Source organism: Nocardioides sp. cx-169, assembly GCF_021083605.1.
Taxonomy (GTDB): domain Bacteria; phylum Actinomycetota; class Actinomycetes; order Propionibacteriales; family Nocardioidaceae; genus Nocardioides.
The window spans coordinates 541,578-565,917 of sequence record NZ_JAJNRO010000004.1 but is presented as its reverse complement, the minus strand read 5'-3'; the positions used below and the strand labels follow the sequence as shown (position 1 = coordinate 565,917).

26 protein-coding genes are annotated in these 24,340 nt (G+C 72.5%); 12 read left to right on the top strand and 14 right to left on the bottom strand.

Annotated features, from left to right (window positions below; genetic code table 11):
* Positions 1-193: 193 nt before the first annotated feature.
* From LRP67_RS08525 to LRP67_RS08515, 3 genes are all read right to left on the bottom strand, one after another.
* Complete coding sequence (locus tag LRP67_RS08525) at positions 194-1,276, bottom strand: HNH endonuclease signature motif containing protein (protein WP_269211352.1); 1,083 nt, start codon at positions 1,274-1,276, stop codon at positions 194-196.
* A gap of 163 nt (positions 1,277-1,439) precedes the next feature.
* Positions 1,440-2,849 (bottom strand): LCP family protein, encoded by a 1,410-nt coding sequence (locus LRP67_RS08520; RefSeq protein ID WP_231269736.1) that lies wholly within the window; start codon positions 2,847-2,849, stop codon positions 1,440-1,442.
* Positions 2,850-2,944: 95 nt separating this feature from the next.
* Positions 2,945-3,448, bottom strand: coding sequence for an acyl-CoA thioesterase (locus tag LRP67_RS08515; protein WP_231269735.1), 504 nt, complete (start codon positions 3,446-3,448; stop codon positions 2,945-2,947).
* A 108-nt stretch (positions 3,449-3,556) separates the two neighbouring features.
* Between LRP67_RS08515 and LRP67_RS08510 the strand changes: the two genes are divergently transcribed.
* Together LRP67_RS08510 and LRP67_RS08505 are read left to right on the top strand one after the other, a co-directional pair.
* Positions 3,557-4,792 carry an LCP family protein gene (locus tag LRP67_RS08510; protein WP_231269734.1) on the top strand — a complete coding sequence of 412 codons (1,236 nt, stop codon included), beginning with the start codon at positions 3,557-3,559 and terminating at the stop codon, positions 4,790-4,792.
* Positions 4,789-5,658: a crotonase/enoyl-CoA hydratase family protein gene (locus LRP67_RS08505; RefSeq protein ID WP_231269733.1), complete on the top strand. Its 870-nt coding sequence runs from the start codon at positions 4,789-4,791 to the stop codon at positions 5,656-5,658. The genes LRP67_RS08510 and LRP67_RS08505 overlap by 4 nt, the downstream gene beginning before the upstream one ends.
* A 24-nt stretch (positions 5,659-5,682) precedes the next feature.
* Here the strand turns inward: LRP67_RS08505 and LRP67_RS08500 are convergent, their stop codons facing one another.
* The 3 genes from LRP67_RS08500 to LRP67_RS08490 form a co-directional block, all read right to left on the bottom strand.
* Complete coding sequence (locus tag LRP67_RS08500) at positions 5,683-7,818, bottom strand: DEAD/DEAH box helicase (protein WP_231269732.1); 2,136 nt, start codon at positions 7,816-7,818, stop codon at positions 5,683-5,685.
* Positions 7,819-8,067: 249 nt separating this feature from the next.
* Positions 8,068-8,235, bottom strand: a complete 168-nt coding sequence (locus LRP67_RS08495) for a hypothetical protein (protein WP_231269731.1) — start codon at positions 8,233-8,235, stop codon at positions 8,068-8,070.
* 95 nt (positions 8,236-8,330) lie between these two features.
* On the bottom strand, positions 8,331-9,221 hold the full coding sequence (locus LRP67_RS08490) for a LysR family transcriptional regulator (RefSeq protein ID WP_231269730.1): 891 nt from the start codon (positions 9,219-9,221) through the stop codon (positions 8,331-8,333).
* Between the two features lie 79 nt (positions 9,222-9,300).
* Here LRP67_RS08490 and LRP67_RS08485 point away from each other — a divergent pair, with 79 nt between their 5' ends.
* Entirely contained in the window at positions 9,301-10,008 is a 708-nt protein-coding gene (locus tag LRP67_RS08485) for an aspartate/glutamate racemase family protein (protein WP_231269729.1), read from the top strand.
* Positions 10,009-10,392: 384 nt separating this feature from the next.
* Positions 10,393-10,764, top strand: coding sequence for a VanZ family protein (locus LRP67_RS22050; RefSeq protein ID WP_374107401.1), 372 nt, complete (start codon positions 10,393-10,395; stop codon positions 10,762-10,764).
* Here the strand turns inward: LRP67_RS22050 and LRP67_RS08480 are convergent.
* Together LRP67_RS08480 and LRP67_RS08475 are read right to left on the bottom strand one after the other, a co-directional pair.
* Positions 10,679-11,845 carry an acyl-CoA dehydrogenase family protein gene (locus LRP67_RS08480; RefSeq protein ID WP_231269728.1) on the bottom strand — a complete coding sequence of 389 codons (1,167 nt, stop codon included), beginning with the start codon at positions 11,843-11,845 and terminating at the stop codon, positions 10,679-10,681. The two genes, LRP67_RS22050 and LRP67_RS08480, sit on opposite strands and share 86 nt — an antisense overlap.
* Before the next feature lie 33 nt (positions 11,846-11,878).
* Positions 11,879-12,727: a 3-hydroxybutyryl-CoA dehydrogenase gene (locus LRP67_RS08475; protein ID WP_231269727.1), complete on the bottom strand. Its 849-nt coding sequence runs from the start codon at positions 12,725-12,727 to the stop codon at positions 11,879-11,881.
* A gap of 67 nt (positions 12,728-12,794) precedes the next feature.
* On the opposite strand from LRP67_RS08475, the gene LRP67_RS08470 reads away from it, so the two are divergent.
* The 8 genes from LRP67_RS08470 (at position 12,795) to LRP67_RS08435 (ending at position 19,557) form a co-directional block, all read left to right on the top strand.
* The gene (locus LRP67_RS08470; RefSeq protein WP_231269726.1) at positions 12,795-13,478 is read left to right on the top strand and encodes a TetR/AcrR family transcriptional regulator; all 684 of its coding nucleotides are present in this window, start codon (positions 12,795-12,797) and stop codon (positions 13,476-13,478) included.
* A gap of 11 nt (positions 13,479-13,489) precedes the next feature.
* Positions 13,490-13,912, top strand: coding sequence for a CoA-binding protein (locus LRP67_RS08465; RefSeq protein ID WP_231269725.1), 423 nt, complete (start codon positions 13,490-13,492; stop codon positions 13,910-13,912).
* Positions 13,913-14,015: 103 nt separating this feature from the next.
* Positions 14,016-14,639 (top strand): M15 family metallopeptidase, encoded by a 624-nt coding sequence (locus tag LRP67_RS08460; protein WP_231269724.1) that lies wholly within the window; start codon positions 14,016-14,018, stop codon positions 14,637-14,639.
* Positions 14,636-15,745 carry an alanine racemase gene (gene alr, locus LRP67_RS08455; RefSeq protein ID WP_231269723.1) on the top strand — a complete coding sequence of 370 codons (1,110 nt, stop codon included), beginning with the start codon at positions 14,636-14,638 and terminating at the stop codon, positions 15,743-15,745. Before LRP67_RS08460 ends, alr begins: the two co-directional genes overlap by 4 nt.
* Positions 15,742-16,698, top strand: a complete 957-nt coding sequence (locus tag LRP67_RS08450; protein ID WP_231269722.1) for a D-alanine--D-alanine ligase — start codon at positions 15,742-15,744, stop codon at positions 16,696-16,698. Before alr ends, LRP67_RS08450 begins: the two co-directional genes overlap by 4 nt.
* A complete protein-coding gene (locus tag LRP67_RS08445; protein WP_231269721.1) occupies positions 16,689-17,672 on the top strand; it encodes an acyltransferase in 984 nt (327 codons plus the stop codon). The genes LRP67_RS08450 and LRP67_RS08445 overlap by 10 nt, the downstream gene beginning before the upstream one ends.
* On the top strand, positions 17,669-18,904 hold the full coding sequence (locus LRP67_RS08440) for a sensor histidine kinase (RefSeq protein ID WP_231269720.1): 1,236 nt from the start codon (positions 17,669-17,671) through the stop codon (positions 18,902-18,904). Before LRP67_RS08445 ends, LRP67_RS08440 begins: the two co-directional genes overlap by 4 nt.
* Complete coding sequence (locus LRP67_RS08435) at positions 18,901-19,557, top strand: response regulator transcription factor (RefSeq protein WP_231269719.1); 657 nt, start codon at positions 18,901-18,903, stop codon at positions 19,555-19,557. The genes LRP67_RS08440 and LRP67_RS08435 overlap by 4 nt, the downstream gene beginning before the upstream one ends.
* A 4-nt stretch (positions 19,558-19,561) precedes the next feature.
* On the opposite strand, the gene purE is transcribed toward LRP67_RS08435, so the two are convergent.
* The 6 genes from purE to LRP67_RS08405 form a co-directional block, all read right to left on the bottom strand.
* Positions 19,562-20,077 (bottom strand): 5-(carboxyamino)imidazole ribonucleotide mutase, encoded by a 516-nt coding sequence (purE, locus tag LRP67_RS08430; RefSeq protein WP_231269718.1) that lies wholly within the window; start codon positions 20,075-20,077, stop codon positions 19,562-19,564.
* Between the two features lie 174 nt (positions 20,078-20,251).
* Positions 20,252-21,412: a 5-(carboxyamino)imidazole ribonucleotide synthase gene (locus LRP67_RS08425; RefSeq protein ID WP_231269717.1), complete on the bottom strand. Its 1,161-nt coding sequence runs from the start codon at positions 21,410-21,412 to the stop codon at positions 20,252-20,254.
* A gap of 20 nt (positions 21,413-21,432) precedes the next feature.
* The gene (locus LRP67_RS08420) at positions 21,433-21,747 is read right to left on the bottom strand and encodes a winged helix-turn-helix domain-containing protein (protein WP_231269716.1); all 315 of its coding nucleotides are present in this window, start codon (positions 21,745-21,747) and stop codon (positions 21,433-21,435) included.
* A 110-nt stretch (positions 21,748-21,857) separates the two neighbouring features.
* The gene (locus tag LRP67_RS08415) at positions 21,858-22,832 is read right to left on the bottom strand and encodes an adenylate/guanylate cyclase domain-containing protein (protein WP_231269715.1); all 975 of its coding nucleotides are present in this window, start codon (positions 22,830-22,832) and stop codon (positions 21,858-21,860) included.
* A 19-nt stretch (positions 22,833-22,851) separates the two neighbouring features.
* Positions 22,852-23,358: a PH domain-containing protein gene (locus LRP67_RS08410; protein WP_231269714.1), complete on the bottom strand. Its 507-nt coding sequence runs from the start codon at positions 23,356-23,358 to the stop codon at positions 22,852-22,854.
* Positions 23,359-23,370: 12 nt separating this feature from the next.
* A complete protein-coding gene (locus tag LRP67_RS08405) occupies positions 23,371-24,189 on the bottom strand; it encodes a biotin--[acetyl-CoA-carboxylase] ligase (protein ID WP_231269713.1) in 819 nt (272 codons plus the stop codon).
* Between the last annotated feature and the right edge of the window lie 151 nt (positions 24,190-24,340).

Genomic DNA, 24,340 nt, shown 5'->3' with positions numbered 1-24,340 from the left:
AGCGACGCTGAGCAGGAAACGCCCAGCCGCCGGTCAGCCGGTGCGCCCCGGGCCGGGAGCGCGGCACTGCCGACGGGCCTCGGGCGTCTCCGCCGCGGTGGTCGCGCGGCCTGGCCAGGCTCCGGGGCCTCTCGTGCCGTGTTTCGGCGACCGGACGTGCCGGTGGCCCCGCGGGTGGCGGGGTGTGGGGCGCTCAGGGTCTGTGGTGTTGGAGGGGTTCGGTGCCGGTGTGGTCGCGGCGGTAGGTGTGGCCGTGGGGTGAGTGCCACAGGTAGCTGCCGCGATCCACCACGTCGTAGGACCACCCGCCATGGGTCTTCAGGCGGTGGTGCCCGCGGCACAGGGGTGCGGAGTTGCACGAGCAGGTCGGTCCGCCGCGTTGGTAGGGGGTGACGTGGTCGTGGTCGCACCGCTCGGCTGGTCGGGTGCACCAGGGGAACACGCAGGTGTGGTCGATGAGGTCGTCCTGCTCGACCAGCCGGGCCGGGTGCTCGTAGCCGGCGACGTGGACGTGCTCAGCGAGGTCGCGCACGGGCTTGACGTTGATGACGGTGTCGGGTGCCCCGCACCACTCGCGGATGGTCTCGACCAGCACCGGTTTGCGCCCGGCTCGTCCGACGGTGGCGTGCGGGTCCCCGAACACCCCGGCCTGGTGGACGTGCAGGTCGATCACTCGGGTGATCTTGATGCCCTCGGTGGTTGAGGTGCGAGCGCAGCGAGTCTCGAAACCCCCCTCGCTGTCCTCATCACCGAAGGCAAGCGTGTCTTGCCCGCGGGCGAGGTCACCGGCGGCCTGGGCGCGTCGTACGTCCAACGACTCGGTGGACCCGGCCGCCTTCCGGTCCGCGGCGAGGCGGTTGATCGCGGTGTCGAGGTCGAGGGCGTCTTGGGCGTCCAGGGTCCCGGACACGTCGATGGTCCCTTCGAGGGACATGTGGTCGGTGTGGATGTCGAGCTTGCGTCCGTCGGCGGCTTGGCGGCGTAGCTTCTCGGCCTGCTCGGGGTCGAACCTGGCCATCGCGGTGGTGATCTGTCGTTCGACCTCGGCGTAGGAGACCTTGTGCGCGCAGTACCCGAGACGGGCGTCGACGAACGCGGCACCCGCCGCGGGTAGGCACATGGTGTGCTCCGCGATCCACCGGGCCTTCCAGAACCCCAGCTGACCGGCCTCGACGCGGGCCCAGATCCTGGGGAGGCGGTATCGGATCTCAAGTGCGGCGCCGACGTAGCGCTTGGCGGAGTCGGTAGACATCCCCAAGGCGGCGCCGAGCTCCATCACCGCGAACTCCGACACCCAGGGTGCACCGGGTCTCGAGGCTCGTCGCTGACGCTCCTCACACCTCGACCACCGAGATGGCCGCCGCCGCGCCTCACACCTCGACCACCGAGACGGCCGCCGCCGCGCTCCCTCGAGACCCCCCCGCGACCTGGAGGCGGGGTCAGCAGGCGCCGTCGAGGTCGTCGGCGGAGTTGGCGGCGTAGCCCTCGCTGAGGGAGCCGACGGAGCCGCCGGTGACGACGCTCGGATCCGGCCGCTTCGGCTTCTGGGGGGCGTTGACGGTCTTGCCCTCGGCCTTGTCGATGGCCTGGCGCACCTTGCGCTTGACCAGCTTGATGTCGGGGTGGGCGGTGGCGATCATCGGGGGCACCAGGGAGAGCGTGGACATCTTCTGCTCGCGCGCCTTGAGGGCGAGGGAGACGAAGGTGTCGAACTCCGAGGTCGGGACGTTGGTCGAGATCATCTCCGACGAGGCCTGAGCGAGGTCGCCGAAGTTGGCGACGACCGACTGGGGGCTGACCTGCTCGAGCATCGCGTTCATGACGCACTTCTGCCGCGCCATGCGCGAGTAGTCGTCGGAGCCCTCGCGGGCCCGGGCGTACCAGAGGGTGTCGTGGCCGTTCAGCTTGCGCACGCCCGGCTCGATGTAGCCGGTGACATCGTCACCGAGGCCGCCGACCGGGATCGGCGAGCGCACGTTGAGGGTGACTCCTCCGACGGCGTCGACCAAGCCCTTGAAGCCGGCGAGGTTGACCATGGCCCAGTAGTTGATCTTCAGGCCGGTGATGCCCTCGATGGCCGACACGGTGGCGTCCACGCCGGGGTTGTCGGAGTCCGGGAACAGCTCGGGGTTGTCCTGGGCCCAGGTGCTGACGCCGTTGAGGTAGCAGCCGTCGCAGTCGAAGCCGTCGGGGAACTGCTCACGCATCACCGAGCCCTTGGCGAACGGGAAGTTCGCCAGGTTGCGCGGCAGCCCGATCAGCACGGTGCGGCCCGTGTCCTCGTCGATGGAGGCGACGGTCATGGAGTCGGGGCGCAGGCCCCAGCGACCCGCGCCGGAGTCGCCGCCCATCAGCAGCACGTTGTAGCGGCCATCGTTGGCGCTGGTGTCGCCGCCGTGGCCGGAGAGGGAGATGAGCAGGTCGCGCTGCACCTGCACGAGGTGGGCGCCGAACAGCAGCACGCCGGCGACGGCGAAGCACATCAGCCCGTTGACGCCGACCATCGCGCGCCGATGGCTCATCCCCAGCGTCAGCGGCTGACCGAGCCGCCAGGCGTCCACGAGCAAGGCGGCCCAACCGATGGCCGCCGCCGTGAGCACCAGGCGCATCACGAGCAGCAGCCCGGTGCTGGTGCCCATCCAGATCAGCAGCCCGCGATCGACGACCACAGCGAGCAGCGTGACCGCGAGCAGCCCGAGCATGCCCAGCCAGATCCGCAGGGCCACGAGGCCGACCCTGCGGTTGCCGGCGACGAGCTGCGCGGAGCCGGGGACCACGAGTGTCATCACCATCAACGACATGGCTCGACGGAAGCGGACGCGCGAGGCACGCTCGACCGTGGAGGACATGGGACGCCTCTTTCCAGCACCGGGGGAAGGAACAGTGCTGTCGCCCAGTATCACCAGTCCCACGCGTCACAGCCGGCTGCGACGCGCCGAGAGCCTCAGGAGCGGCCCTGATCGATCTCCTGCTTGCGGGCCAGCCGGTGCGCCCGGCGGATCTCCGCCTCGCGCAGGCGGCGTACCTCGTCGGGCGACTCCGGCGCGAGCGGCGGCACCGGCCGCGGCCGTCCCTCCTCGTCGATCGCGACGAACACGAAGTACGCCGACGCGACGTGCAGGCTGTCGGCCGACGGCTCGTCCCAGGGCTGCGCCTCCACGCGCACCCCGACCTCCATCGAGGACTTGCCGGCCCAGTTGACCTGACTGAAGGTCCGGACGATGTCGCCCACGTGCACCGGCGCGAGGAACGCCATCTCGTCGAGCGCGGCCGTCACGGCCGGGCCGGCGCTGTGGCGCTGCGCCACCGCACCCGCCGTGGAGTCGGCGAGCTTGACGATCTCGCCGCCGTGGATGTTGCCGAGCAGGTTGGCCTCCCGCTCGGAGGTGATGACCGCCAGGGACACGCGGGCGAACGACGGTGACCGGGGCTCGAGTGCGGGCGTCACGCTGGCCACGCTACTCGGGGCTGCACCAGGACCTCGACGTGCCGACCCAGGGCATCGCGGCGTCGCTCGAAGAGCTGATGTCGGCGCCCGCACGGTAGCGTCGCGCCCATGGCAGATCGTCCGGGGAACGGCGGTCCCGAGGATGGGACCAAGTACGGCTGGCTCTACGGCGCCAAGGGCGGGCAGGAGCCCCCACCCGACGCGACGCGCGCCATCCCCCGACAGCAACGCCCCTCACAGCGCCCCCAGCACGAGCGCCCCCGCGAGGACGCCACCCGGGTCATGCCCACGCAGCAGCCCCCGCCCGGCCGCGCGCCCCGCTCCCCAGCGCCGGCCCCGGCGCCCGGCCCCCGGCCCACGCGCGGCGGCGGCGGCAGTCGGTTGCGCCGACCCCGCTTCTGGCTCCGCCTGGTCCCCCTGGTGCTGGCGCTGTGGCTGGTCTACACGCTGGCAGTGCCGTTCTTCGCGTGGCGGAGCACCGACAAGGTGGCGTTCGCCCCCGATGGCGACCGCCCGGGCGACCAGCCCGGCACGACGTACCTCATGGTCGGCAGCGACTCCCGCAAGGGCCTGACCAAGGAGGAGCGCAAGAGGTTCAGCACCGGCAACCCCAGCAGCGAGCTCACCGACACGATCATGCTCCTGCACACCGGCGACGGACCGGACGTGCTGCTGTCGATCCCGCGCGACTCGGTCGTCGACATGCCGGGGCACGGGGAGAGCAAGATCAACTCCGCCTACTCCCGCGGCGGGGCGAAACTGCTGGTGGAGACGATCGAGAACGCGACCGGCATCCGCATCGACGAGTACGTCGAGATCGGCCTGGGCGGCGTGGCGGGCGTCGTGGACTCCGTGGGCGGCATCGAGGTCTGCCCGAAGAAGGCCATCAAGGACAAGCTCGCGGGGCTGGACATCGCGAAGGGCTGCCAGGAGATCGACGGCACCGAGGCGCTGGCCTACTCGCGCTCGCGCAAGCAGTCCGCGCTCGGCGACCTGGACCGGGTCCAGCGCCAGCGTGAGGTCGTGGCGGCCGTCGGCAAGAAGGTCCTCTCGCCGTGGACCGTGGTCAACCCGGTCCGCTGGTGGCGGCTCAACAACGCGGTGCCCGGGTTCTTCGGCTTCGGCGAGGACACCAGCACCCTCGACGCCGGCCGCTGGGCGCTGGCCATGACCAAGGTCGGCGGCAAGGACGGTCGGACCTGCACCATGCCGGTGACCGACGGCTCCGCCAACACCTGGGACCGCGACCGGGCCGAGCCGATCTTCCAGGCCTTCATCGAGGACCGCACCGACGACATCACCGACGCCCAGTGCACCGCGAGCGGGCTGCCGGGGCGCCGGTGACCGACTACGAGACCCTCGCCCTGGAGGTCGACGACGACGGGGTGGCGACGCTGACGCTGGACCGCCCCGACGCGCTCAACGCGTTCGACCTGACCATGGCCCGCGAGCTGGAGCGCTTCTTCCTCACCGACGCCCGCGACGACGCCGTGCGCGCCGTCGTCGTCACCGGCGCGGGCCGGGCGTTCTGCGCCGGCATGGACCTGTCGGCGCAGGGCAACGTGTTCGGTCTCGACGAGACCCTCGCCCCGACGCCCGAGGACCTGCGCGCCCACCTGAGCGAGGCGCCGTACCACGACGGGGTCCGCGACACCGGCGGCCGCGTCACCCTCGCGATCCACGCCCTGCCCAAGCCCGTCCTCGCCGCCATCAACGGCGCCGCGGTGGGCATCGGCGCCACCATGACCCTGGCGATGGACCTGCGCCTCGCCTCGACCCGGGCACGCATCGGCTTCGTCTTCGGCCGGCTCGGGATCGTCCCGGAGGCCGCGTCCTCCTGGTTCCTGCCGCGCATCGTCGGCATCCAGCAAGCCCTGGAGTGGGTGTACGCGGCGGACATCCTCACCGCGGAGCAGGCGCTGGCCGGTCGACTCCTGCGCTCGGTGCACGAGCCCGACGACCTGCTGCCGGCGGCCCAGGAGCTCGCCCGCTCCTTCGTCGTCGACCGGTCCCCCGTCGCCCTCGGACTGGCCAAGCAGCTGCTGTACCGCAACGGAGCCGCCGCCGACCCGCTCGAGGCGCACCTGTCGGACTCGCTCGCGATGTTCTACACCTCGGTCGGCGACGGCGTGGAGGGCGTCACGGCCTTCCGTGAGAAGCGCGCGCCGCGCTTCTCAGGGAAGGCGAGCGACCTGCCCCAGGTCTTCTGATCCGATACGCCGAGACCCGGTGGGCTAGAGCACCTGCCGCTCGAGCGCCTCGGTGAGCAGCGCGACCAGCGCCTCCAGCTGGACGTCGGACGACGCGGCGATCTCCTCGTCGGAGCCGTCGAGCGCGCGGGCTGCCAGCCCGGCCTTGCTGTCGATGAGCTCGGCGATCTTGGTGTCGATGGTCTGCGCCGCGATGATCCGCCACGCGGTGACCGGCTCCTCCTGGCCGATGCGGTGGACCCGGTCGATGGCCTGGGTCTGCTCCGCGTCGGTCCACGACAGCTCGGCCAGCACCACGTTGGAGGCGACCTGGAGGTTCAGGCCCACACCGGCGGCCATCAGCGAGCAGACCGCGATGTGCACGTCGGGATCGTTGACGAACGCGTCGATGTTGCGCTGCCGCTTGGCCGCCGACTGGTCGCCCCGGATGGAGGCGTAGCCGATGCCGCGTTTGGCGAAGGTCTCCTCCGCGAGGTCCATGACGTCGACGTGCTTGGCGAAGAACACGACCTTGCCGACGTTGCGGGCGAGCTGCGCGGCGTAGTCGGCCGCCAGGCCGGCCTTGGCCTGGCCGATGCGGCGGACCATGCCGAAGACATTCTCGCCGGTCTTGGCGGACTCGGAGTCCGAGAGCTCCCAGCCGGCCACGCGGCGTACGAGCTCGTGGTCGATGCCCTCGACCTGGACGCCCGACGAGCGGGTCTCCAGCGCGCTGCGGTAGCGGGCGACCAGCCGCTCGGCCAGCTCGCGCTCGGCGTCGCGGATCGAGCGCCCGATGACATCGTCCAGCTCGACCGGGATGTCGGCCACCCGGCGGGCCGGGATGTCCTTGGCGACGTCGATCTTGCGCCGCCGCACGATGCCGAGCTGGATGACGCTGTTGCGGGCGTTGGGGTAGAACCCGGGGTCCACCGGGGTCAGGCCGGTCTTCTCCAGCGCCGCCATGAGCTCCGGGCCCGGCGCCTTCTCCCCGATCCAGCCCAGGAACTGCCAGATGGCGCGGAAGTCGTCGATGTCGTTGATGAGGGGGGTGCCGGTGAGGGCCATGAGCAGCGGCCGGGTGAAGCGCGCGCGGATCCGGTCGGAGATCTGCAGGACGTGCTGGGAGCGCTGCGACTTCTTGTTCTTGATGAAGTGCGCCTCGTCGACCACCATGCCGCGGAACCCGAGGTCCCCCAGCCAGCCGACGTGCCGATCGAGCACCTCGTAGTTGACGACCACGATGTCGGCGAACGCGTCGATCTCGTCACCGTCGCCGTGGATCACGGTCACCGGCCGGTTGGGCGTCCAGAGGTGGGCCTCGCGGGCCCAGTTGGTCTTGACCACGTTGGGGACGACCACCAGCAGCGGGTAGGCGTCGGCGGCGTGGGCGGCGAGCAGTGCCTGCGCGGTCTTGCCGAGCCCGGGCTCGTCGGCGAGCAGGAAGGTGCGGTGCCCGGCCTCCGCGGCGGCCACCACCTGCGCCTGGTGCGGCATCAGCTCGAGGCCCGGCGGCAGCCGGAGGGCGGTGGTGGGCTCCGGCAGCGTCATGCACGATGAGGCGCCGCCGTACTCGAAGGCGCGGAAGAGGGGCTCGAGGAGCTCCCACGTGGCCAGTCGACCGCCTTGGACGGGCTTGGGCCTGGGGGCGGAGAAGTCGGGAGTGAGGAACGGGTTGGAGAGCTGGCGGGAGATGACGGACTGAGGCACCACCCGGCGGGCGGGGTTGAGCGACGCCGGGAGCTCGGGGGCGGTCGGCTCCTCCTCCTCGGGCACCTCGAGGCCGGCCTCCTCGAGGAACTGACGCCGCAGCGTCTGCGCGGCGTCGGAGACCTCGGCGTCCTCGGCCAGCAGGGAGAGCAGCGAGGTGTCGCGAGCGGCGGTCTTGGCCAGGATCGTGGCGACCCCGTCGAGGCGCTTGAGCTTCTCGGCACGCTGCGCCTCAGTGGCCTCGGTGTCGCTCTTCACCCGGGAGCGCTCCTCGCGCACGAGCAACGCGATGACCTGGAACTTCGTGCGCGCAGGCCGGCTCACGGCGCCGCGCTGGACCTCGTTCTCGACCTCGCGCACGGCGCGCGCGAGGACCGGGATGATGCCCTCGTTGTCGAGGTTGCGGCCGCGCCGCTGGTTGCGCGGGGCGGTGCGCGTGGCGCCGGTACGGCGCTGGCCTCGTCGGGCCACAGACTCCTCCTTCGGGTGGCGCCTTGCCGCCGGAGCAGGCCTACGACACCACCAACGCTGTCCCGCGGTTGGGGCCGACGGAACGTCGAGCGGAGTGGCGTGCTGCGCACCCCGCGACGGTGCACGGCCCGACGGCATCGTGCACGATCACCGTGGTGGACCGGACGCACTCGGCCGTGCTGCGAGGCCGGTGCTGACCACCAGCCTACCTCGCGATCGCGTCGGGCGTGAGTCGGCGCCTGATCCGGCTCAGCGTCGCTGCGTCACCCAGGGGGCGGGCCGGGCGGGGTCGGCGAGGGCGTCGCGCCAGGCGAGGACCAGCTCGGTCCGCATGAGGCGCGCGGCGCAGCGGCCGGGGTTGGCCCGCACGAGGCGGGTCAGCGCCTCGGCCAGGGCGGAGGCTGCATAGACGCTCATGCAGGGCGCCGGCTGCGCAGTGTGACGGTGCTCACGCTTGCAGCATGAGTGGCGCCACCTCCGTTGGGAAGACCCTTTTCCAGCCAGCGGAACGCTCAGGCGAGCACGACGCGGGCACTCTCCTGAAGTCGCTCCATGAGGGCCCTGATGACGGGGACCCGCTCCGCGCCCGGGCGATGGACGATGCCGACGTGGCGCCGGCCGAACCAGTCGACGCGACGCACGACCACGTCCGCGTGGCGGAACGCCGACAGGGCGAGCTCCGGAAGCGCGGTCACTCCGAGACCGTGCGCGACCAGGCTCTGCACCACCACGTAGTCGTCGCTCTCGTGCAGCAGCCGCGGCTCGAAGCCGGCGGCGCGACAGCACGCGACCAGGTGCTGGCGGCAGCGCTCGCAGCCCGCCACCCAGTCGCGCTCCGCGAGCCACGGCGCCCCCAGGGCGTCCGGGACGGCCTGGTCCGGGGGCAGCACGAGGTACATCGCCTCCACGCCGAGCGGCACCCAGGCCAGCGAGCCGTCGTCGTGGGGCGGCCCGTCGTAGCCGAAGACCAGGGCGACGTCGCTCTCGCCCGCGAGCACCGAGGCCCACGCCTCCGGCGGCTCCGTCTCCACCAGGGTCACCTCGACGCCCGGGTGGTCGGCGTGGAGCGACCGTACGGCGGGCGGGACCAGCGTCGCGGTGCCCGACGGGAACGAGGCAAGACGGACCGCGCCGGCGCGCAGCTGCGAGAGCGCGCCCAGCTCCTGGCCCGCCAGGTGCAGCGCGGTGTGGACGGCGTCGGCGCGGCGGAGCAGGGCCTCGCCCGCCTCGGTGAGCCGCGTGCCGCGCGTGGTCCGCAGCAACAGGGGCACGCCGGCCTCCCGCTCGAGCAGGCGCAGCTGCTGGCTCACGGCCGACTGGGTCATGCCGAGGCCGCGCGCGGCGGCGCTGAGCGAGCCCGAGCGCGCCACCTCGCGGAAGACGAGCACACGCCGGGGGTCCATGCACCCATTAGAACCGCTACGAACCACCATCAGCAATGACGGACTACCTAAGATCGGAAGGCCGGAGCACCCTGGAGTCATGGAGACCTTGGGCTTGATCGGCGGCATGAGCTGGCACTCGACCGCGACCTACTACCGGATCATCAACGAGGTCGTGTCCGCGGCGCACGGCGGCCACGCCTCCGCGCGGATCTCGCTGCAGTCCCTGGACTTCTCCGAGATCCGCGAGTGCCAGATCGCAGGCGACTGGGACCGGGCGGCCGCGCTCTTGACCGAGGCCGCGCAGCGGTGCGTCCAGGGCGGCGCGACGACGGTGGCCATCTGCACCAACCTCATGCACAAGGTCGCCCCGCAGGTGGAGGCCGCCATCGACGTCCCGCTCGCCCACATCGGCGACGCCATCGGGGCGGAGGCCGGTCGCCACGGCTGGTCGACCCTCGGCATCCTCGGCACCCGGTGGGTGATGGAGGAGGACTTCTACGCCGGCCGCCTGGCCCGCCACGGCATCGGCGTCGTCGTCCCGGATGCCCCCACCCGCGACCAGGTCGACGCCATCGTCTTCGACGAGCTCACGCAGGGCATCATCCGCGACACCTCGAGGGCGACGTACGTCGACACCATCCGGCGACTCGCCGACCAGGGCGCCGAGGCCGTGGTGCTGGCCTGCACCGAGGTCGGGCTCCTGATCAGCCCCGAGGACAACCCACTGCCGCTCATCGACAGTGCGGAGGTCCACGCCCGCCACCTCGCCAGCATCGCGCTGGGCGCCAGCCTGCCGACCGCCTAGCTGGGGCGTGTCCAAGGACTCCGCCTTCTCGCGCGGCGTCGTGGCCACGGTCGCCGAGCACCACGCCCAGCAGCGCCGCGCCCTCCTCGACGCGGCTCGCGGCGGTCGTCGGCGACGTCTTCCCCGACTGGGCCCGCCAGGTCCTGGACAAGGTGGCATCGGCTCCCACTCCCGGCACCCGCGTGTGGGCGTACGTCGAGGCCAACATCGACCTCTTCGCCAGCTCCGAGCTGGCGGTCGCCCAGGTCCTTCGGCGGATCGTGGACCCCCAGGTGAGGCGGTACCTGCGGCGGGTGGACCGGCACCTCAGGCCGAGGCGAGCGGCCACCCGGGCGTCGCCGCGGGGCTTGTCCAGGAAGATCGGGAAGATCGCGGGTCGACTCGGTGACCAACATCTGCGTCTTCGTGCCGATCGGGCTGCTGCTCCCACTGCTCCTGCGGCGGTCCTCCTGGCGGCGCCTGCTGCTGGCGGCGGTGGCCCTGAGCGCCGGCATCGAAGTGACGCAATACGCCACCGCACACCTGCTCGGCGGCGGACACATCGCCGACGTCGACGACCTGATCTTCAACGTGCTAGGCGCCGCCCTGGGGCTGCTCGCGCTCGCCGCGCTGACGCGGGTCCCGCTCTCCGCCGGCCTGGTCGACCGGTTCCGCTGGTCGCCGGAGCCCCTCAGAGCTGGCTCTGCACACCCGCAAGGAGCTGACGCGCCATCACGATCCGCTGCACCTGGTTGGTCCCCTCGTAGATCTGGGTGATCTTGGCGTCGCGCATCATCCGCTCGACCGGGTAGTCGCGGGTGTAGCCGTAGCCGCCGAGGACCTGCACCGCGTTGGTGGTGACCTCCATGGCGACGTCGGAGGCGAAGCACTTGGCCGCGGCGCCGAAGAAGGTGAGGTCGGGGTCGTTGCGCTCGGAGCGGCCGGCGGCGGCGTACGTCATCTGGCGCGCGGCCTCCACCTTCATGCCCATGTCGGCGAGCAGGAACTGCAGGCCCTGGAAGTCCGAGATCGGCTTGCCGAACTGCTGGCGCTCCTTGGCGTAGCCGAGCGCGAAGTCCAGCGCGCCCTGGGCGACACCGACGGCCTGGGCGGCGATGGTGACGCGGGTGTGGTCGAGGGTGCGCATGGCGGTCTCGAAGCCGGTGCCCTCGGCGCCGATGATCCGGTCGCCCGGGATCCGGACGTTGTCGAGGTAGACCTCGCGCGTCGGCGAGCCCTTGATGCCGAGCTTCTTCTCCGGGGCGCCGAAGGAGACGCCGGCGTCGGACTTCTCAACCACGAACGCCGAGATCCCGCGCGAGCGCTTCTCGGGGTCGGTCACGGCGAGGACCGTGTAGTACTCGCTCACGCCGGCGTTGGTGATCCAGCGCTTCACCCCGTTGAGCACCCAGTCATCCCCGTCGCGCACCGCGCGGGTCTTCATCGACACCGCGTCGGAGCCGGCGTCGGGCTCGGAGAGGCAGTAGGAGAAGCCACCCTCGCCGCGCGCGAGCCGACCGAGGTACTTCTGCTTGAGCTCCTCGGACCCGGCGAGCTGGACCGGGAGCGAGCCGAGCTTGTTGACCGCCGGGATCAGCGAGGACGACACGCAGACCCGCGCCACCTCCTCGATCACCAGGACGGTCGCGAGCGCGTCCGCACCGGCACCGCCGTAGGCCTCGGGCACGTGCGGGGCGTGGAAGTCCGAGGCCAGCAGGGCCGCGGCGGCCTCCGCGGGATAGCGGGACTCCTCGTCCACGACGGCGGCGTACGGCGCCACCTTGGCCTCGGCGACCGCGCGGACCGCCTCGCGGATGGCGCGGTGCTCCTCGGACAGGGCGTACAGGTCGGTGCTCATCGAGTGGTTCCTTGCGTCTCTCGGTGGTGGTGCTCAGTAGTCGTAGAAGCCGCGACCGGACTTGCGTCCCAGCAGCCCCGCGTCGACCATCCGGGCCAGCAGCGGCGGCGGGGCGTAGAGCGGCTCCTTGAACTCCTCGTAGAGCGACTCGGCCACCGCCTTGGTGGTGTCGAGGCCGATCAGGTCGGCCAGCGCCAGCGGACCCTGGGGGTGAGCGGCGCCGAGGACCAGGCCGCGGTCGATGTCCTCCGCGGTGGCGAAGCCGGACTCGAGCATCCGGATCGCGGAGAGGATGAACGGCACCAGCAGCGAGTTGACGACGAAGCCGGCCCGGTCCTGGCAGTCGATCGCCTGCTTGCCGAGCGAGCCCTCCACGAACGCGCGGGCGCGCTCGGTGGTCTCCGGCGAGGTCAGCAGGCTCGGCACCAGCTCGACGAGCGCGAGGACGGGCACCGGGTTGAAGAAGTGGATGCCCATGACCTGCTGGGGGCGGCTGGTGACCACGCCCAGCTTCATGATCGGGATCGAGGAGGTGTTGGAGGCGAGGATCGCGTCGGGCGAGGCGACGATGCGGTCGAGCTCGCGGAACAGCGCGACCTTGGCCGTCTCGTCCTCGACGATCGCCTCGACCACGAGGTCGCGGTCGGCCAGCTCCTCCAGGCTCGTGGCGACGCGGACCCGGGCCAGCACGTCCTGGGCCGAGTCGATCTTGCCGCGCTCCTCGGCCCTCTGCAGGGACTTCTCGAGCCGCGCCCGCCCCGCCTCGGCGGCATCCTGGTTGGCCTCGGCGACGACAACGTCCAGCCCCGCACGGGCGGACACCTCGACGATGCCGCTGCCCATCAGGCCGAAGCCCACGACTCCTACACGACTCACGCTCATGCTGCTCCTTGGGTACTGGGTTCCACCAGTATGGTACTCAGTACCAGCCTCGTCCCCCGGAGGGTCCATGTCCCGCACCGCACGCCTGCGCGAGGCGGCGTTCGACCTCTTCGAGCAGCAGGGGTACGACGCCACGACCGTCGAGGCGATCGCGGAGCGGGCCGGCGTCGGCCGGACCACGTTCTTCCGAGCCTTCGGGTCCAAGGAGGACGTGATCTTCCCCGACCACACCGACGTGCTGGCTCGAGTCCGCGAGCGGCTGGCGTCGTCCCCGGTCGAGGAGACCCCCGCGGCCGTCACGGAGGCGGCCCGGCTGGTGCTACGTCGCTACCTCGACGAGGGGGACCTGGCGCGGGCCCGCTACCGGCTGACGCGCACGATCCCGGCTCTGCGGTCCCGGGAGATCGCCCACCTGCAGCAGTACCAACGCGAGTTCCGCGAGTTCATCAGGCGCTGGACCGGCGAGGACGCCGGCGCCGACCTGCGCGCCGAGCTCATGGCGTCCTCGGTGGTGGTGGCGCACAACCACGTCCTGCGGCGTTGGCTGCGCGGGCTCTCGGAGCTCCCGGAGGCCGAGTTCGACGCCGCGATGGCCCAGGTACGGCGCACCCACGCGCCGCTCTCCCCCGGCGACCCGCCCGACCTGCCCACCGGCACCACCGTGCTGGTGCTGCGCACGCCGGCCGACCCCGACCAGGTCCTGCCGGCGCTGCGCCGGGCGCTGGTGGGGAATGACCCCGTTCCTGGCTAGGTTCTGAGGGCATGACCTCTTGGCAGGACCGCGAGTCCGTACGACTGATGCTGGACGACCTCGAGACCTGGGCGGTGGTGGGCCTGTCGGACTCGCCCAGCCGCACGGCGTACTCCATCGCCGAGCTGCTGCAGCGTCGGGGCAAGCGGATCGTGCCGATCCACCCGGCCGCCGCCGAGCCGGGCGGCCTGATGGTGCTCGGGGAGAAGGGCTACGCCTCCCTGGCCGATGTGCCGTTCCCGATCGACGTGGTCGACGTCTTCCGGCGCTCGGAGTCTGCCGGCGAGTTCGCGGACCAGGCGGTCGCCGTCGGCGCCAAGGGCGTGTGGTTCCAGCTCGGGGTCGTCGACGAGGCGGCCTTCGAGCGCACCATCGCCGCCGGTGTCCCCATGGTGATGGACACCTGTCCCGCCATCGAGTGGAGCCGGCACTGACCCGTCGCTGACATCCCGGGAGTGAGAGGTCTCCTCCTGGAGGACCGGTGATCGGGACCTGAGGCGGAGGTGGCGGGGCCCCCCGATCCCTAGCGTCCTCGGTATGACGATCCTTCTCAGCGACCCGCGGGTCGGAGCGGTGCCGGTGCGCGACCTCGGAGAGCCCCTGGTGCCGCTCGACGCGGCCCTCTCCCCCACCCGTCAGCTCGTCCGCCGCGGCCTGGCCGACCGGCTCGCCGCTGCGCACGTCGCGCTGCCGTCGGGCATCGGCCTGCTCGTCGTGGAGGGGCACCGGCCGATGGCCGCCCAGCGCGCCATCGTGACGTCGTACGGCGCCCAGGTGCGGGCGGCCCACCCGGGGGTGTCCGAGGCCGAGGTCGAGCGGCTCATGAGCAGGTTCGTGGCGCCGGTCGGCGTGGCCCCGCACGTGGCCGGCGCGGCGGTCGACCTGACCCTGGTCGACGCCTGCGGTGAGGAGCTCGACCTCGGCACCCCGATCGATGCGACCCCCGAGCAGAGCGACGGCCGCTGCTACTTCGCCGCTGACGGCATCGGCGCCGACGCACGCGCCCACCGGCTGCTCCTCGCGCAGGTGCTCGGGGGCGCGGGCCTGGTCAACTACCCCACCGAGTGGTGGCACTGGAGCTTCGGCGACCGCTACTGGGCCCTGTCCACCGGCGCTCCCGCCGCCCTCTACGGCCCCGTCGACGTCAAGGTCGCGGCATGACGGCGCTGGCCATGCCCGTGACCGCCCGCCGGCACGGGCCCGCACTGCACGTGGACCTGGGCGCGGTCGCCGCCAACACCCGGCTCTTCGCCGAACGCACCGACGGCGCGCTGATGGCCGTCGTGAAGGCCGACGGCTTCGGGCACGGCGCCCTCGACGTGGCGCGCACGGCCCTGGCCAACGGGGCGTCCTGGCTGGGGGTCACGAGCATCGACGAGGCACTGCCCCTGCGCGACGCGGGCCTGCGGGTCCCGGTGCTGAGCTGGCTGAACCCCGTCGACGCCGACTTCGGCCGCGCCATCGCCTCCGGGATCGACCTGGCTGTGCCATGCCGAGACCACCTCGACGCCATCACCCGCGCCGGCCTGGGCGCGCGGGTCCACCTGCAGCTCGACACCGGCATGGCCCGCGACGGTGCACCTCCCTCGGACTGGGGGGCGCTGTGCCGCGCCGCCCGGCACGCCGAGCGCCTGGGTCGCGTCAGCGTGGTCGGGGTGATGGGCCACCTCGGATGCGCCGACGTGCCGGGGCACCCCGCCAACGCGGCCGGCCGGGTCCGCTTCGCCTGGGGCGTCGAGATGGCGCGCGCGGCCGGACTACGGCCCCCGCTGCGGCACCTGGCCGCGACCGCGGCCACGCTGACCGACCCGCTGAGCCACCACACACTGAGCCGCGTGGGCGCCGGGCTGGTCGGCATCGACCCGTCGGGCTCGACCCGGTTGGCCCCCGCGATGACGCTGACCGCGCCGGTGGTGGCGGTACGCCGGGTCCGCGCCGGCACCCCGGTCGGCTACGGCCACGACTGGACCGCGCCCCGCGCCACCAACCTGGCCCTGCTGCCACTCGGCTACGCCGACGGGCTGCCACGAGCCACCGGCGGACGAGCCGAGGTGCAGCTGCGCGGCCGGCGGTGCCCGGTCGTCGGCCGGGTCTCGATGGACCAGGTCGTCGTCGACGTCGGCAGCGACGTCGTGGCGGTCGGCGAGAGCGCGACGGTGTTCGGCACCGGCCACGGGGGCGAGCCCACGGTCGCGGAGTGGGCCGCGTGGGCGGACACCATCGAGCACGAGATCGTCACCGGCATCGGCGCCCGGGTGGCCCGATGAGCGCGCGCCCCCGGGTCGCCGTCATCGGGGGCGGGCAGAGCTGCGAGCACGAGGTCTCGCTCGCCTCGGCGGCCTCCGTCGCCGGCGCGCTGGACCCGGCCGCCTACGACGTCGTCCGGCTGACCATCGACCCCCACGGCATCTGGCTCGACGGCGGACATCGCCCGATCGGGCTGTCCGGCGCCGCGCACGTGCTGCGCGGCTGCGACGTGGTGCTGCCGGTCGTCCACGGCCCGCGCGGCGAGGACGGCACGCTCGCGGCGCTGTGCGACCTGGCCGGGCTGCCCTACGTCGGCTCCGGGGTCGGCGCGGGCGCGCTCGCCATGGACAAGTGGGCGACCAAGCTGGTCGCCGAGGCGGTCGGAATCAGGACCGCACCGGCGGTCCTGCTCACGGCCGCGACGGCACCGACGTACCTGTGGACGCATCCGGTCGTCGTGAAGCCGGTCGCGGCCGGGTCCAGTCACGGTGTGAGCCTCGTCGAGCGGCCCGAGCAGCTGGCCGAGGCCCTCGACGCGGCGCTCGCCCTCGACGACCGGGTGCTGGTCGAGGACCTGCTCGTCGGCCGCGAGGTCGACATCGCCGTGATCGCGCGACCCGACGGCTCGCGGCTGCCCTCCCCGCCGCTGGAGGTCGTGGTCGACGGCCTCTTCGACCACGACGCCAAGTACGGCGGCGGCGCCGACTTCCGCGTGCCGGCCGCGCTCACCGAGGCCGAGGGCAAGGCCGTCGAGGACGCCGCGCTCGCGGTGTTCGACGCGCTCGGCTGCCGGGGGGTGGCCCGGGTCGACTTCTTCGTCACCGACACCGGTGTCGTGCTCAACGAGGTCAACACCATGCCCGGCTTCACCGCCCACTCCCAGGTCCCGCGCATGTACGCCGCCGCGGGGCTGCCCTACCCGGCGCTGCTCGACCTGCTGGTGCGCGACGCACTCGCGACACCGTGCGGATAGCCGGCCTGGACCTCCTGCGCGGCATCGCCGTCGGGCTGGTGATGCTGCGCCACGCCCTGCCCACGCCGTTCGCGGGCGCGGGCGTGGTGGGCGTGGTGATGTTCTTCGCGCTGTCCGGCTACCTCATCACCGGCCTGCTGGTCGGCGAGCTCGAGCGCGACGGCCGCGTCGACCTCGGTCGCTTCTACCGGCGCCGCGCCCGACGACTGCTGCCGGCGCTGCTCTTCCTGGTGGTCGGCGTGGTCGTGGTGACGCTGACGCTGGACCCGCTGGGCGACCGCGACGAGCTCCCGAAGACCGTGCTCGTCGCGCTGACCTGGACCGGCAACCTGCCGTTCGGCCACGCCAGCGACGCGACGTTCCACCTGTGGACGCTGGCGACCGAGGAGCAGTTCTACCTGGTGTGGCCGGCGCTGCTGGCGTTCGCATTCGCACGGCGGCGCGTCGGCGCCGCCCTGGTCCTGGCGGCGACGGCGTGCCTGCTGGCCTGTGTGGCGACGCTGGTCTGGCTGCGCGACGCTCCCGACCTGGCCTACGCGCTCCCGACCTCGTGGGCGGTGTGCTTCGTGGTCGGCGCCGCGACCCGCCTGCACGCCCACCGAGTCACGCTCTCGGTGTGGGCAGCGCCCACAGCGCTGGTCGGGCTGGGAGTATTGAGCGTGCTTCCCTTGCGCGGTCATGCGCTCACCTACCTTGCGGCCGGCCCGGCCAGCGCTGCTCTGACCGCCGCGCTGCTGGTCTCCTGGCGTACGTGGGCCACCGTCTCGGCTCCGAGCCTGCGCGCGCTCGTCTGGCTGGGCACCGTCTCCTACGCGGCCTACCTGTGGAACTACCCCCTCACCCTGTGGCTGCGCCCCCACACCGACCTCGCCGGCCCGCTCGCGGCCGTGCTGACGCTCCTCGTCGCTGCCGTGAGCTGGTACGTCGTGGAGCGACGGTGGCAGACCGCGGCACGGGCCCCGGCCGCCGCATGAGGACCGACGCCCCGCGCTGGCTCCCCGACACCGCGGCCGGGCTGGCGGTGCTGGCGCTTGGCCTGCTGGAGGCGGCCAACCGGGACAACGTGACGACGCCGCGGACCGGCCTGGCGCTGGTGGCCCTGATGATGGCGTGCGCGGTGGCCATGAGCCGGCATGCGCCGGGGGCGGCGCTGGGGCTGACGTGGGGCATCGGGGTGCTGCAGGTCGTCAACGGCGTCGACCTGATGCTGGTCGAGCTGGCCATCGCCGTCGTCGCCTTCGGCTGTGCGCGCTGGGGCTCGACGGCGACCGTGTGGCTCAGCGTCCTGTCGATCCCGGCCGCGGCCCTGATCGCCGTCGTCTACGTCGGGCTCAACGGTCTCGGCGGGCTCGTGGAGGACGCCGGCTTCCAGCAGCTGGTGGAGGACCGCTACCGCTACGGCGACACCTGGCAGATCGGGGCGGCGGTGATCGGCATGGCCCTGCTCGGGGTCCCGTGGCTGGCCGGCCTGGCGCTGCGCTTCGTGGCGCGCGCGCAGTCCTCCCGCGTCTCCCAGGAGCACGCCGAGGAGGAGGCGGCCGAGGCGGTGCGTGAGTCCGAGCAGGCCCGCGAGATCGCCCGGCTGCGCGAGGAGCAGGCGCGGCTGGCACGCGACGTGCACGACGTCGTCGGTCACTCCCTCGCGGTGATCCTCGCCCAGGCCGAGTCGGCGCAGTACCTCTCCGACCTCGACAGCGAGAAGCTCAAGACGACGATGGAGAACATCGCGACCTCCGCGCGATCCTCCCTGCAGGACGTCCGCCACGTGCTGACCCCCGCCGACCGCGCCGAGCCCACGAGCAGCGCGGGGCTCGACGAGCTCATCGCCGGCGTCCGCACCAGCGGCCACGAGGTCGTCTCCAGCGAGGTCGGGGTCGTGCAGCCGCTGCCGCCCGAGCTGGAGGTCGTGGCGTTCCGGGTGCTCCAGGAGATGCTCACCAACGCCATGCGCCACGGCCGCCGCGACGAGCCGGTGTTCGTGGAGCGCCACTGGCCCGACGGCGGTGGGGACGCCGGGCTGCGCATCGAGGTCCGCAACGTCGTCGACCCCGCCGCACAGGAGACGCCGCCCGGTCAGGGACTCGACGGGATGCGCCGCCGGCTCGAGTCGGTCGGCGGCCGGCTCGACGTACGCCAGCGGGCGACCACCGAGGGCGAGACGTTCACCGTCACCGCCTGGGTGCCGGTGCGGTCGGGGGCCGCATGATCCGGGTGCTGCTCGTCGACGACCAGGACCTGTTCCGCGAGGGCGTCGCGGTCATCGTCGGCGCCCAGGAGAGCATGGAGGTGGTCGGCCAGGCCGGCGACGGCCTCCACGCCGTGCGGATGGTCGACGAGCTCGCGCCGGACGTCGTGCTCATGGACATCCGGATGCCCGAGATGGACGGCGTCGAGGCCACCCGCCAGATCTTCCTCCCCGAGCGAGTCGCCCGACGCGAGCACCCGGTGCGGGTCATCGTGCTGACGACGTTCAACCTCGACGACCGCGCGGCCACGGCGATCCGGCACGGGGCCAGCGGGTTCCTGCTCAAGGACACGACCCCGGTGCTGCTGCGCGACGCGATCCGCACCGTGCACGCCGGCAACGCGGTGCTCGCCCCCCAGGACCTTTCGACCCTGCTCGAGGGCCAGTTCCGGACGCAGCGGCCGGTGCCGCCGGCCTACCTGGCGCTGACGGAGAAGGAGCGCGAGGTCTTCGCGGCCGTGGCGCGCGGGTTGTCCAACACCGAGATCGCGGCGCTGGTGTTCGCCGGTGAGTCCACGGTCAAGACCCACGTCGGCGCCATCCTGCGCAAGCTCGGCCTGCGCGACCGGGTGCAGATCGTGGTCTTCGCCCACGAGCACGGCCTGGCCGGGTGAGGGGCTAGAAGCCGACCTTGCGCGGACCGCCCCGGACGGCCTCGCCCTTGGCCTGGGCGGTCTTCCTGAGCTGGTCCTGGAAGTCCTGCATCCGCTGCTGCAGCGCGGGGTCCGCGGCGGCGAGGATGCGCACGGCGAGCAGCCCGGCGTTGCGGGCGTTGCCGATCGCGACCGCGGCCACGGGCACCCCTGCCGGCATCTGCACGATCGAGAGCAGCGAGTCCATGCCGTCGAGGTACTTCAGCGGCACCGGCACGCCGATCACCGGCAGCGGCGTCACGGCCGCGAGCATCCCGGGCAGGTGGGCCGCCCCGCCCGCCCCGGCGATGAGCACCGACAGGCCCCGGCCGGCGGCGTCCTTGCCGTAGGCCAGCATCTCCTCGGGCATCCGGTGGGCGGAGACCACGTCGGCCTCGTAGGCGACGCCGAACTCGCCCAGCGCTTCGGCGGCCTCCTGCATCACCGGCCAGTCCGAGTCCGAGCCCATCACGATCCCGACGCGCGCCTGCTGGTCACTCATGCGTTACTCGCTCTCGTTTCCTTTTGAGAGAGCTCGCAGCTCGACCGCACAGTCACCATCTCCGTGCGGCTCACTGACCGATGCGCTCTCACGCTTCGCTCTCGTTCCTTTGAGAGAGCTCGCAGCTCGACCGCACAGTCACCGTCTCCGTGCGGCTCACTGACCGATGCGCTCTCACGCTTCGCTCTCGTTTCCAAGGTCGCCCCGGAACCACGCCGCCGCATGCCGCGCGCGCTCCAGACAGTCCTCGAGATCGTCGCCGTAGGCGTTGACGTGGCCCACCTTGCGGCCGGGGCGGAGCTCCTTGCCGTACAGGTGCACCCGCAGGTACGGGTCCCTGGCCAGCGCATGCGGGAAGCCGTCGTACAGGCGCCCGACCTGGTCGTCGGGGCCACCGAGGATGTTGACCATCACCGTCCATCGCGCGCGCGGCTCGGGCGAACCGAGCGGCAGGTCCATGACGGCGCGCAGGTGGTTCTCGAACTGGGAGGTCACCGCCCCGTCCTGGGTCCAGTGGCCGGTGTTGTGGGGGCGCATCGCGAGCTCGTTGACCAGGATCCGCCCATCCTCGGTCTCGAACAGCTCGACGGCGAGGATGCCCACGACGTCGAGGGCCCCGGCGAGACGCAGCGCGATCTCCTGGGCCTGCCCGGACATCTGGGGGGCGAGGTCCGGCGCGGGCGCGACGACCTCGTGGCAGATGCCGTCCTTCTGGGTCGAGGCCACCACGGCGTACGCCGCGGCCTGGCCGCTGGGCGAGCGGGCGACGAGGGCGGAGAGCTCGCGCCGGAACGCGACCTGCTCCTCGGCCAGCAGCGCGACCCCGGCCTCGGCGGCGGCCCGGAACGGCTCGGCGCAGTCCTCGGGCGAGTCGACGAACCAGACCCCCTTGCCGTCATAGCCGCCGCGGGTGGTCTTGAGGACGCACGGGAGGCCGAACGCCTCGACGTCGGCGACGGAGGCGACGAGGGCGTTGCGCGGGCAGGGGATGCCGAGCTCGGCGAGCCGGGACCGCATGACGCCCTTGTCCTGGGCATGGACCAGCGCCTCGGGCCCGGGTCGCACGGCGATGCCGGCCTCCTCCAGGGCGTGCAGGTGCTCGGTGGGCACGTGCTCGTGGTCGAAGGTGACCGCCGCACAGCCGTCGGTGAGCTTCACCAGCGTGTCGAGGTCGGTGTAGTCGCCCACGACGTGGTCGGGGATCACCTGGGCGGCGGAGACGCCGTCGGCCTCGGCAAGCAGGCGCAGGGGCAGCCCCAGGGCGATCGCGGGCTGCGCCATCATCCGGGCGAGCTGCCCGCCGCCGATGACCGCGAGGGTCGGAGCAAGGGCCACGGGACAAACCCTAGTCGGGACTACCCCGAAGCCTGCTCTCCGGTCTCGAAGCGCAGGCCCCGACCCCGGATCGTGGTGATCAGGTGCGGGTTCTGGGGGTTGTCGCCCAGCTTGCGGCGGACCCAGCCCAGGTGCACGTCGATGGTCTTCGAGGAGGTCCAGAAGCTGGTGTTCCAGACGTCGCGCATGAGCTCGTCGCGGGACACCACCTCGCCGGCCCGGGCGATCAGGGCGTGGACGAGGTCGAACTCCTTGCGTGACAGGACGACCTCCTCGGTCCCCCGCCACGCTCGCCTGCTCTCGGGGTCCAGCCGGACACCCTGCACGTCGAACACGTCCCCACGGTAGGGACAACAGACCCATGAGCGTGGTGCGATCCGGCCAAATTGTCCGACCGGACTAGACGGGGCCGGACCAGACGGGGCCGGACCAGACGGGCCGCAGGTCAGTGCCGACTCACGGCGAGCGGCTCGATGAGGCCGAAGCCGCGGACCGGCCGGGCCGGGAGCCGGCGGGTGTCGAACTGGTCGCTCGGCAGCGCGTCGGCGGTCGCGGCGTCGACGATGATCCGGTTGCGGCGAGCGACGGCCGTGAGTCGCGCCGCCAGGTTGACCGGTGGCCCGAACACGTCGCCGAGCCGCATCACGACCGACCCGCTCGCGAGTCCGACGCGCACGTCCGGCATCCGTGGATCGCGGCCGATGACGTTGATGATCCCCTCGGCCGTGTCGTAGGCGGCGAGGGCGTCGGTGTTCACGAACAGCACCGAGTCGCCCAGGCTCTTGATGACCCGGCCGCGCTGGGTGGCGATCACGTCGGCGCAGCGCGACTCGAAGACCTCGACCAGGTCGCCGACCTTCTCGCGCGAGATCTGGTTGGACAGCGACGTGAAGCCGACGATGTCGGCGAAGCCCACGGTCAGCTGGGTCGTGTGCAGGTCCTCCTCGCCCGCCCCGAGCGCCTCCATGCGGACGACGGCGGCGGCCACGTGCCGGCGCCAGGCGTAGAGCAGCAGAGCCTCGAGGGGCTCGGCCAGGTCGTCGACCATCCGCAGCGCCGAGCCCACCCGGGTGCCGGTGGCCTGCTCACCGGCCTCGAGCTCCTCGACCCGGTGGACGAGGGCACCGACCTCCCAGTCCGCGAGGCGAGCCATGGTCTGCCCGACCGCGCGGGTCAGGTTGACCGCCACGTCGAAGTCGAAGAGCCCTGCGTCGACGGCGCCGATCAGGGTGGAGACCGCCTCGACGTCGGCGTGCGTGAAGGCCCGCTCGCCGCCGTGCTCGGGGAAGCCCAGCGCGCGCCACAGCCGCCGGGCGTCGTCGATGGAGACGCCCGCCTCGGCCGCCACCTCCGCGGCGTTGAAGTGCGGCTTCTCGCGCAGGATCGCGCGCTCGAGGGAGTCCTCTTCCTCTTCACCCATGCCCGTGCCCGCCGAGCGGTCAGTGACCCTCTTCGAGGTTCGCGGCGCCGCCGTGGAGCTCGTGGAGGAGCTCGTTGAGGCGTCGCTGCGTGTCCTCGACCCGCGGGATGTCGGGCAGCAGCACCTGTCCGTGGGTGCTGGCATCGCTGATGACGAGCGTGCCGCAGCCGAGCATCCGGTCGATGAGGTCCAGCTCGTAGGCGACGTCGCTGATGCGCGAGAGCGGGATGTCGTGGCCCTTGCGGGTGAGGATCCCGTGTCGGGTGATGAGCCGCCGGTTGGTGATCGTGTAGGAGGCCATCCGCCAGTCCAGCGCCGGCCACACCACGAACCACAGGATCGCCGCGGCCACCAGTGCCCAGACGACCAGCTGCGAGGTGCCGTGGTCGACGAGCACCTGGAACGCCACGCCGGCCGCGAGCAGGATCACCAGCGCCAGCAGCGGCACCAGCAGCGCCTTGGGGTGGGTGCGGGTGCTGACGACGACGCGCTCGCCGGGGTTCAGCAGCTTCGGGGAGATGGCCACGGACGGATCATGTCACTGATCGGCGGGCCTCACGTGGACGACGTCGCCGGCCGCCACGTACTGGGCGCCGTCGGCGGTCTCCACCACCAGCCTGCCGCCGGGGTCCACCGCGGTGGCGTGACCGCGGAGCACCGAGCCGTCCGGGAGGTCCACCCGGACGTCCTGGCCGACGGTGACGCAGGCCGCGGCGTAGGACTCCGCCAGTCGCAGGCCGGTGTGGTCGCCGCCGGCCTGCCAGGCGTCGTAGGCCTCGCGCAGCGTGCTCAGCACCGACAGCAGGACGTCGTTGCGGTCCGGCTCGGCGCCGGACTCGATGGCCAAGGAGGTGGCCGTCGGCACCGGGAGCTCGTCTCGGGTCATGCCGACGTTGAGGCCGACCCCGACCACGGCCGCCGGTCCCTGCGGCGTCTCGACCCGCTCGATCAGGATTCCGGCCACCTTCTTGTCCCCGATCTGCACGTCGTTGGGCCACTTCACCCCGGCGTCGTAGCCCTGCGCCTTGAGCGCCTTGTCGACGGCGTACCCGGTGAGCAGCGGCAGCCAGGGCCACGAGCGGGTCGGCACCGTCGGGCGCAGCACCACCGAGAACGTCAGCGCCGTGCCGCGCGGGGTCTCCCAGGTCCGGTCGAGTCGCCCGCGGCCGTCGGTCTGGTGATCCGCGACGACGACGTGGCCGTCGGCGGCCCCCGCCCGAGCGCGCTCGACGGCGACCGCGTTGGTGGACGGGACGGCGTCCACGACCTCCACCGCGATGTCGGGGATGACGTCCGGGGTGAGGCCGGAGAGACGGGTGCTGTCGAGGGGTGGGCGCGAGGCCGAGTCCGCTGTCACGGGCACTACCCTGTCGCAGCAGACCCACCCGAGGCCAGTGACCGGGCCGCAGCGACTGGCTGAATCGACTGGCCGAAGCGGCTGGTCGACCCCGCTGGCCCGAGACCAGGAGAAGCGCGTGAGCACACAGCCAGGAGAAGGCACCGACCTC

Coding starts and splice junctions, on each gene's coding strand:
- LRP67_RS08485 (WP_231269729.1), top strand. CDS start 9,301: ATGGAGACCTTGGGCTTGATCGGCGGCATGAGCTGGCACTCGACCGCG.
- LRP67_RS08480 (WP_231269728.1), bottom strand. CDS start 11,845: ATGAGCACCGACCTGTACGCCCTGTCCGAGGAGCACCGCGCCATCCGC.
- alr (WP_231269723.1), top strand. CDS start 14,636: ATGACGGCGCTGGCCATGCCCGTGACCGCCCGCCGGCACGGGCCCGCA.
- LRP67_RS08435 (WP_231269719.1), top strand. CDS start 18,901: ATGATCCGGGTGCTGCTCGTCGACGACCAGGACCTGTTCCGCGAGGGC.
- LRP67_RS08470 (WP_231269726.1), top strand. CDS start 12,795: ATGTCCCGCACCGCACGCCTGCGCGAGGCGGCGTTCGACCTCTTCGAG.
- LRP67_RS08440 (WP_231269720.1), top strand. CDS start 17,669: ATGAGGACCGACGCCCCGCGCTGGCTCCCCGACACCGCGGCCGGGCTG.
- LRP67_RS08465 (WP_231269725.1), top strand. CDS start 13,490: ATGACCTCTTGGCAGGACCGCGAGTCCGTACGACTGATGCTGGACGAC.
- LRP67_RS08450 (WP_231269722.1), top strand. CDS start 15,742: ATGAGCGCGCGCCCCCGGGTCGCCGTCATCGGGGGCGGGCAGAGCTGC.
- LRP67_RS08415 (WP_231269715.1), bottom strand. CDS start 22,832: ATGGGTGAAGAGGAAGAGGACTCCCTCGAGCGCGCGATCCTGCGCGAG.
- LRP67_RS08525 (WP_269211352.1), bottom strand. CDS start 1,276: ATGGAGCTCGGCGCCGCCTTGGGGATGTCTACCGACTCCGCCAAGCGC.
- LRP67_RS08495 (WP_231269731.1), bottom strand. CDS start 8,235: ATGAGCGTCTATGCAGCCTCCGCCCTGGCCGAGGCGCTGACCCGCCTC.
- LRP67_RS08460 (WP_231269724.1), top strand. CDS start 14,016: ATGACGATCCTTCTCAGCGACCCGCGGGTCGGAGCGGTGCCGGTGCGC.
- LRP67_RS08490 (WP_231269730.1), bottom strand. CDS start 9,221: ATGGACCCCCGGCGTGTGCTCGTCTTCCGCGAGGTGGCGCGCTCGGGC.
- LRP67_RS08520 (WP_231269736.1), bottom strand. CDS start 2,849: ATGTCCTCCACGGTCGAGCGTGCCTCGCGCGTCCGCTTCCGTCGAGCC.
- LRP67_RS08510 (WP_231269734.1), top strand. CDS start 3,557: ATGGCAGATCGTCCGGGGAACGGCGGTCCCGAGGATGGGACCAAGTAC.
- LRP67_RS08475 (WP_231269727.1), bottom strand. CDS start 12,727: ATGAGCGTGAGTCGTGTAGGAGTCGTGGGCTTCGGCCTGATGGGCAGC.
- purE (WP_231269718.1), bottom strand. CDS start 20,077: ATGAGTGACCAGCAGGCGCGCGTCGGGATCGTGATGGGCTCGGACTCG.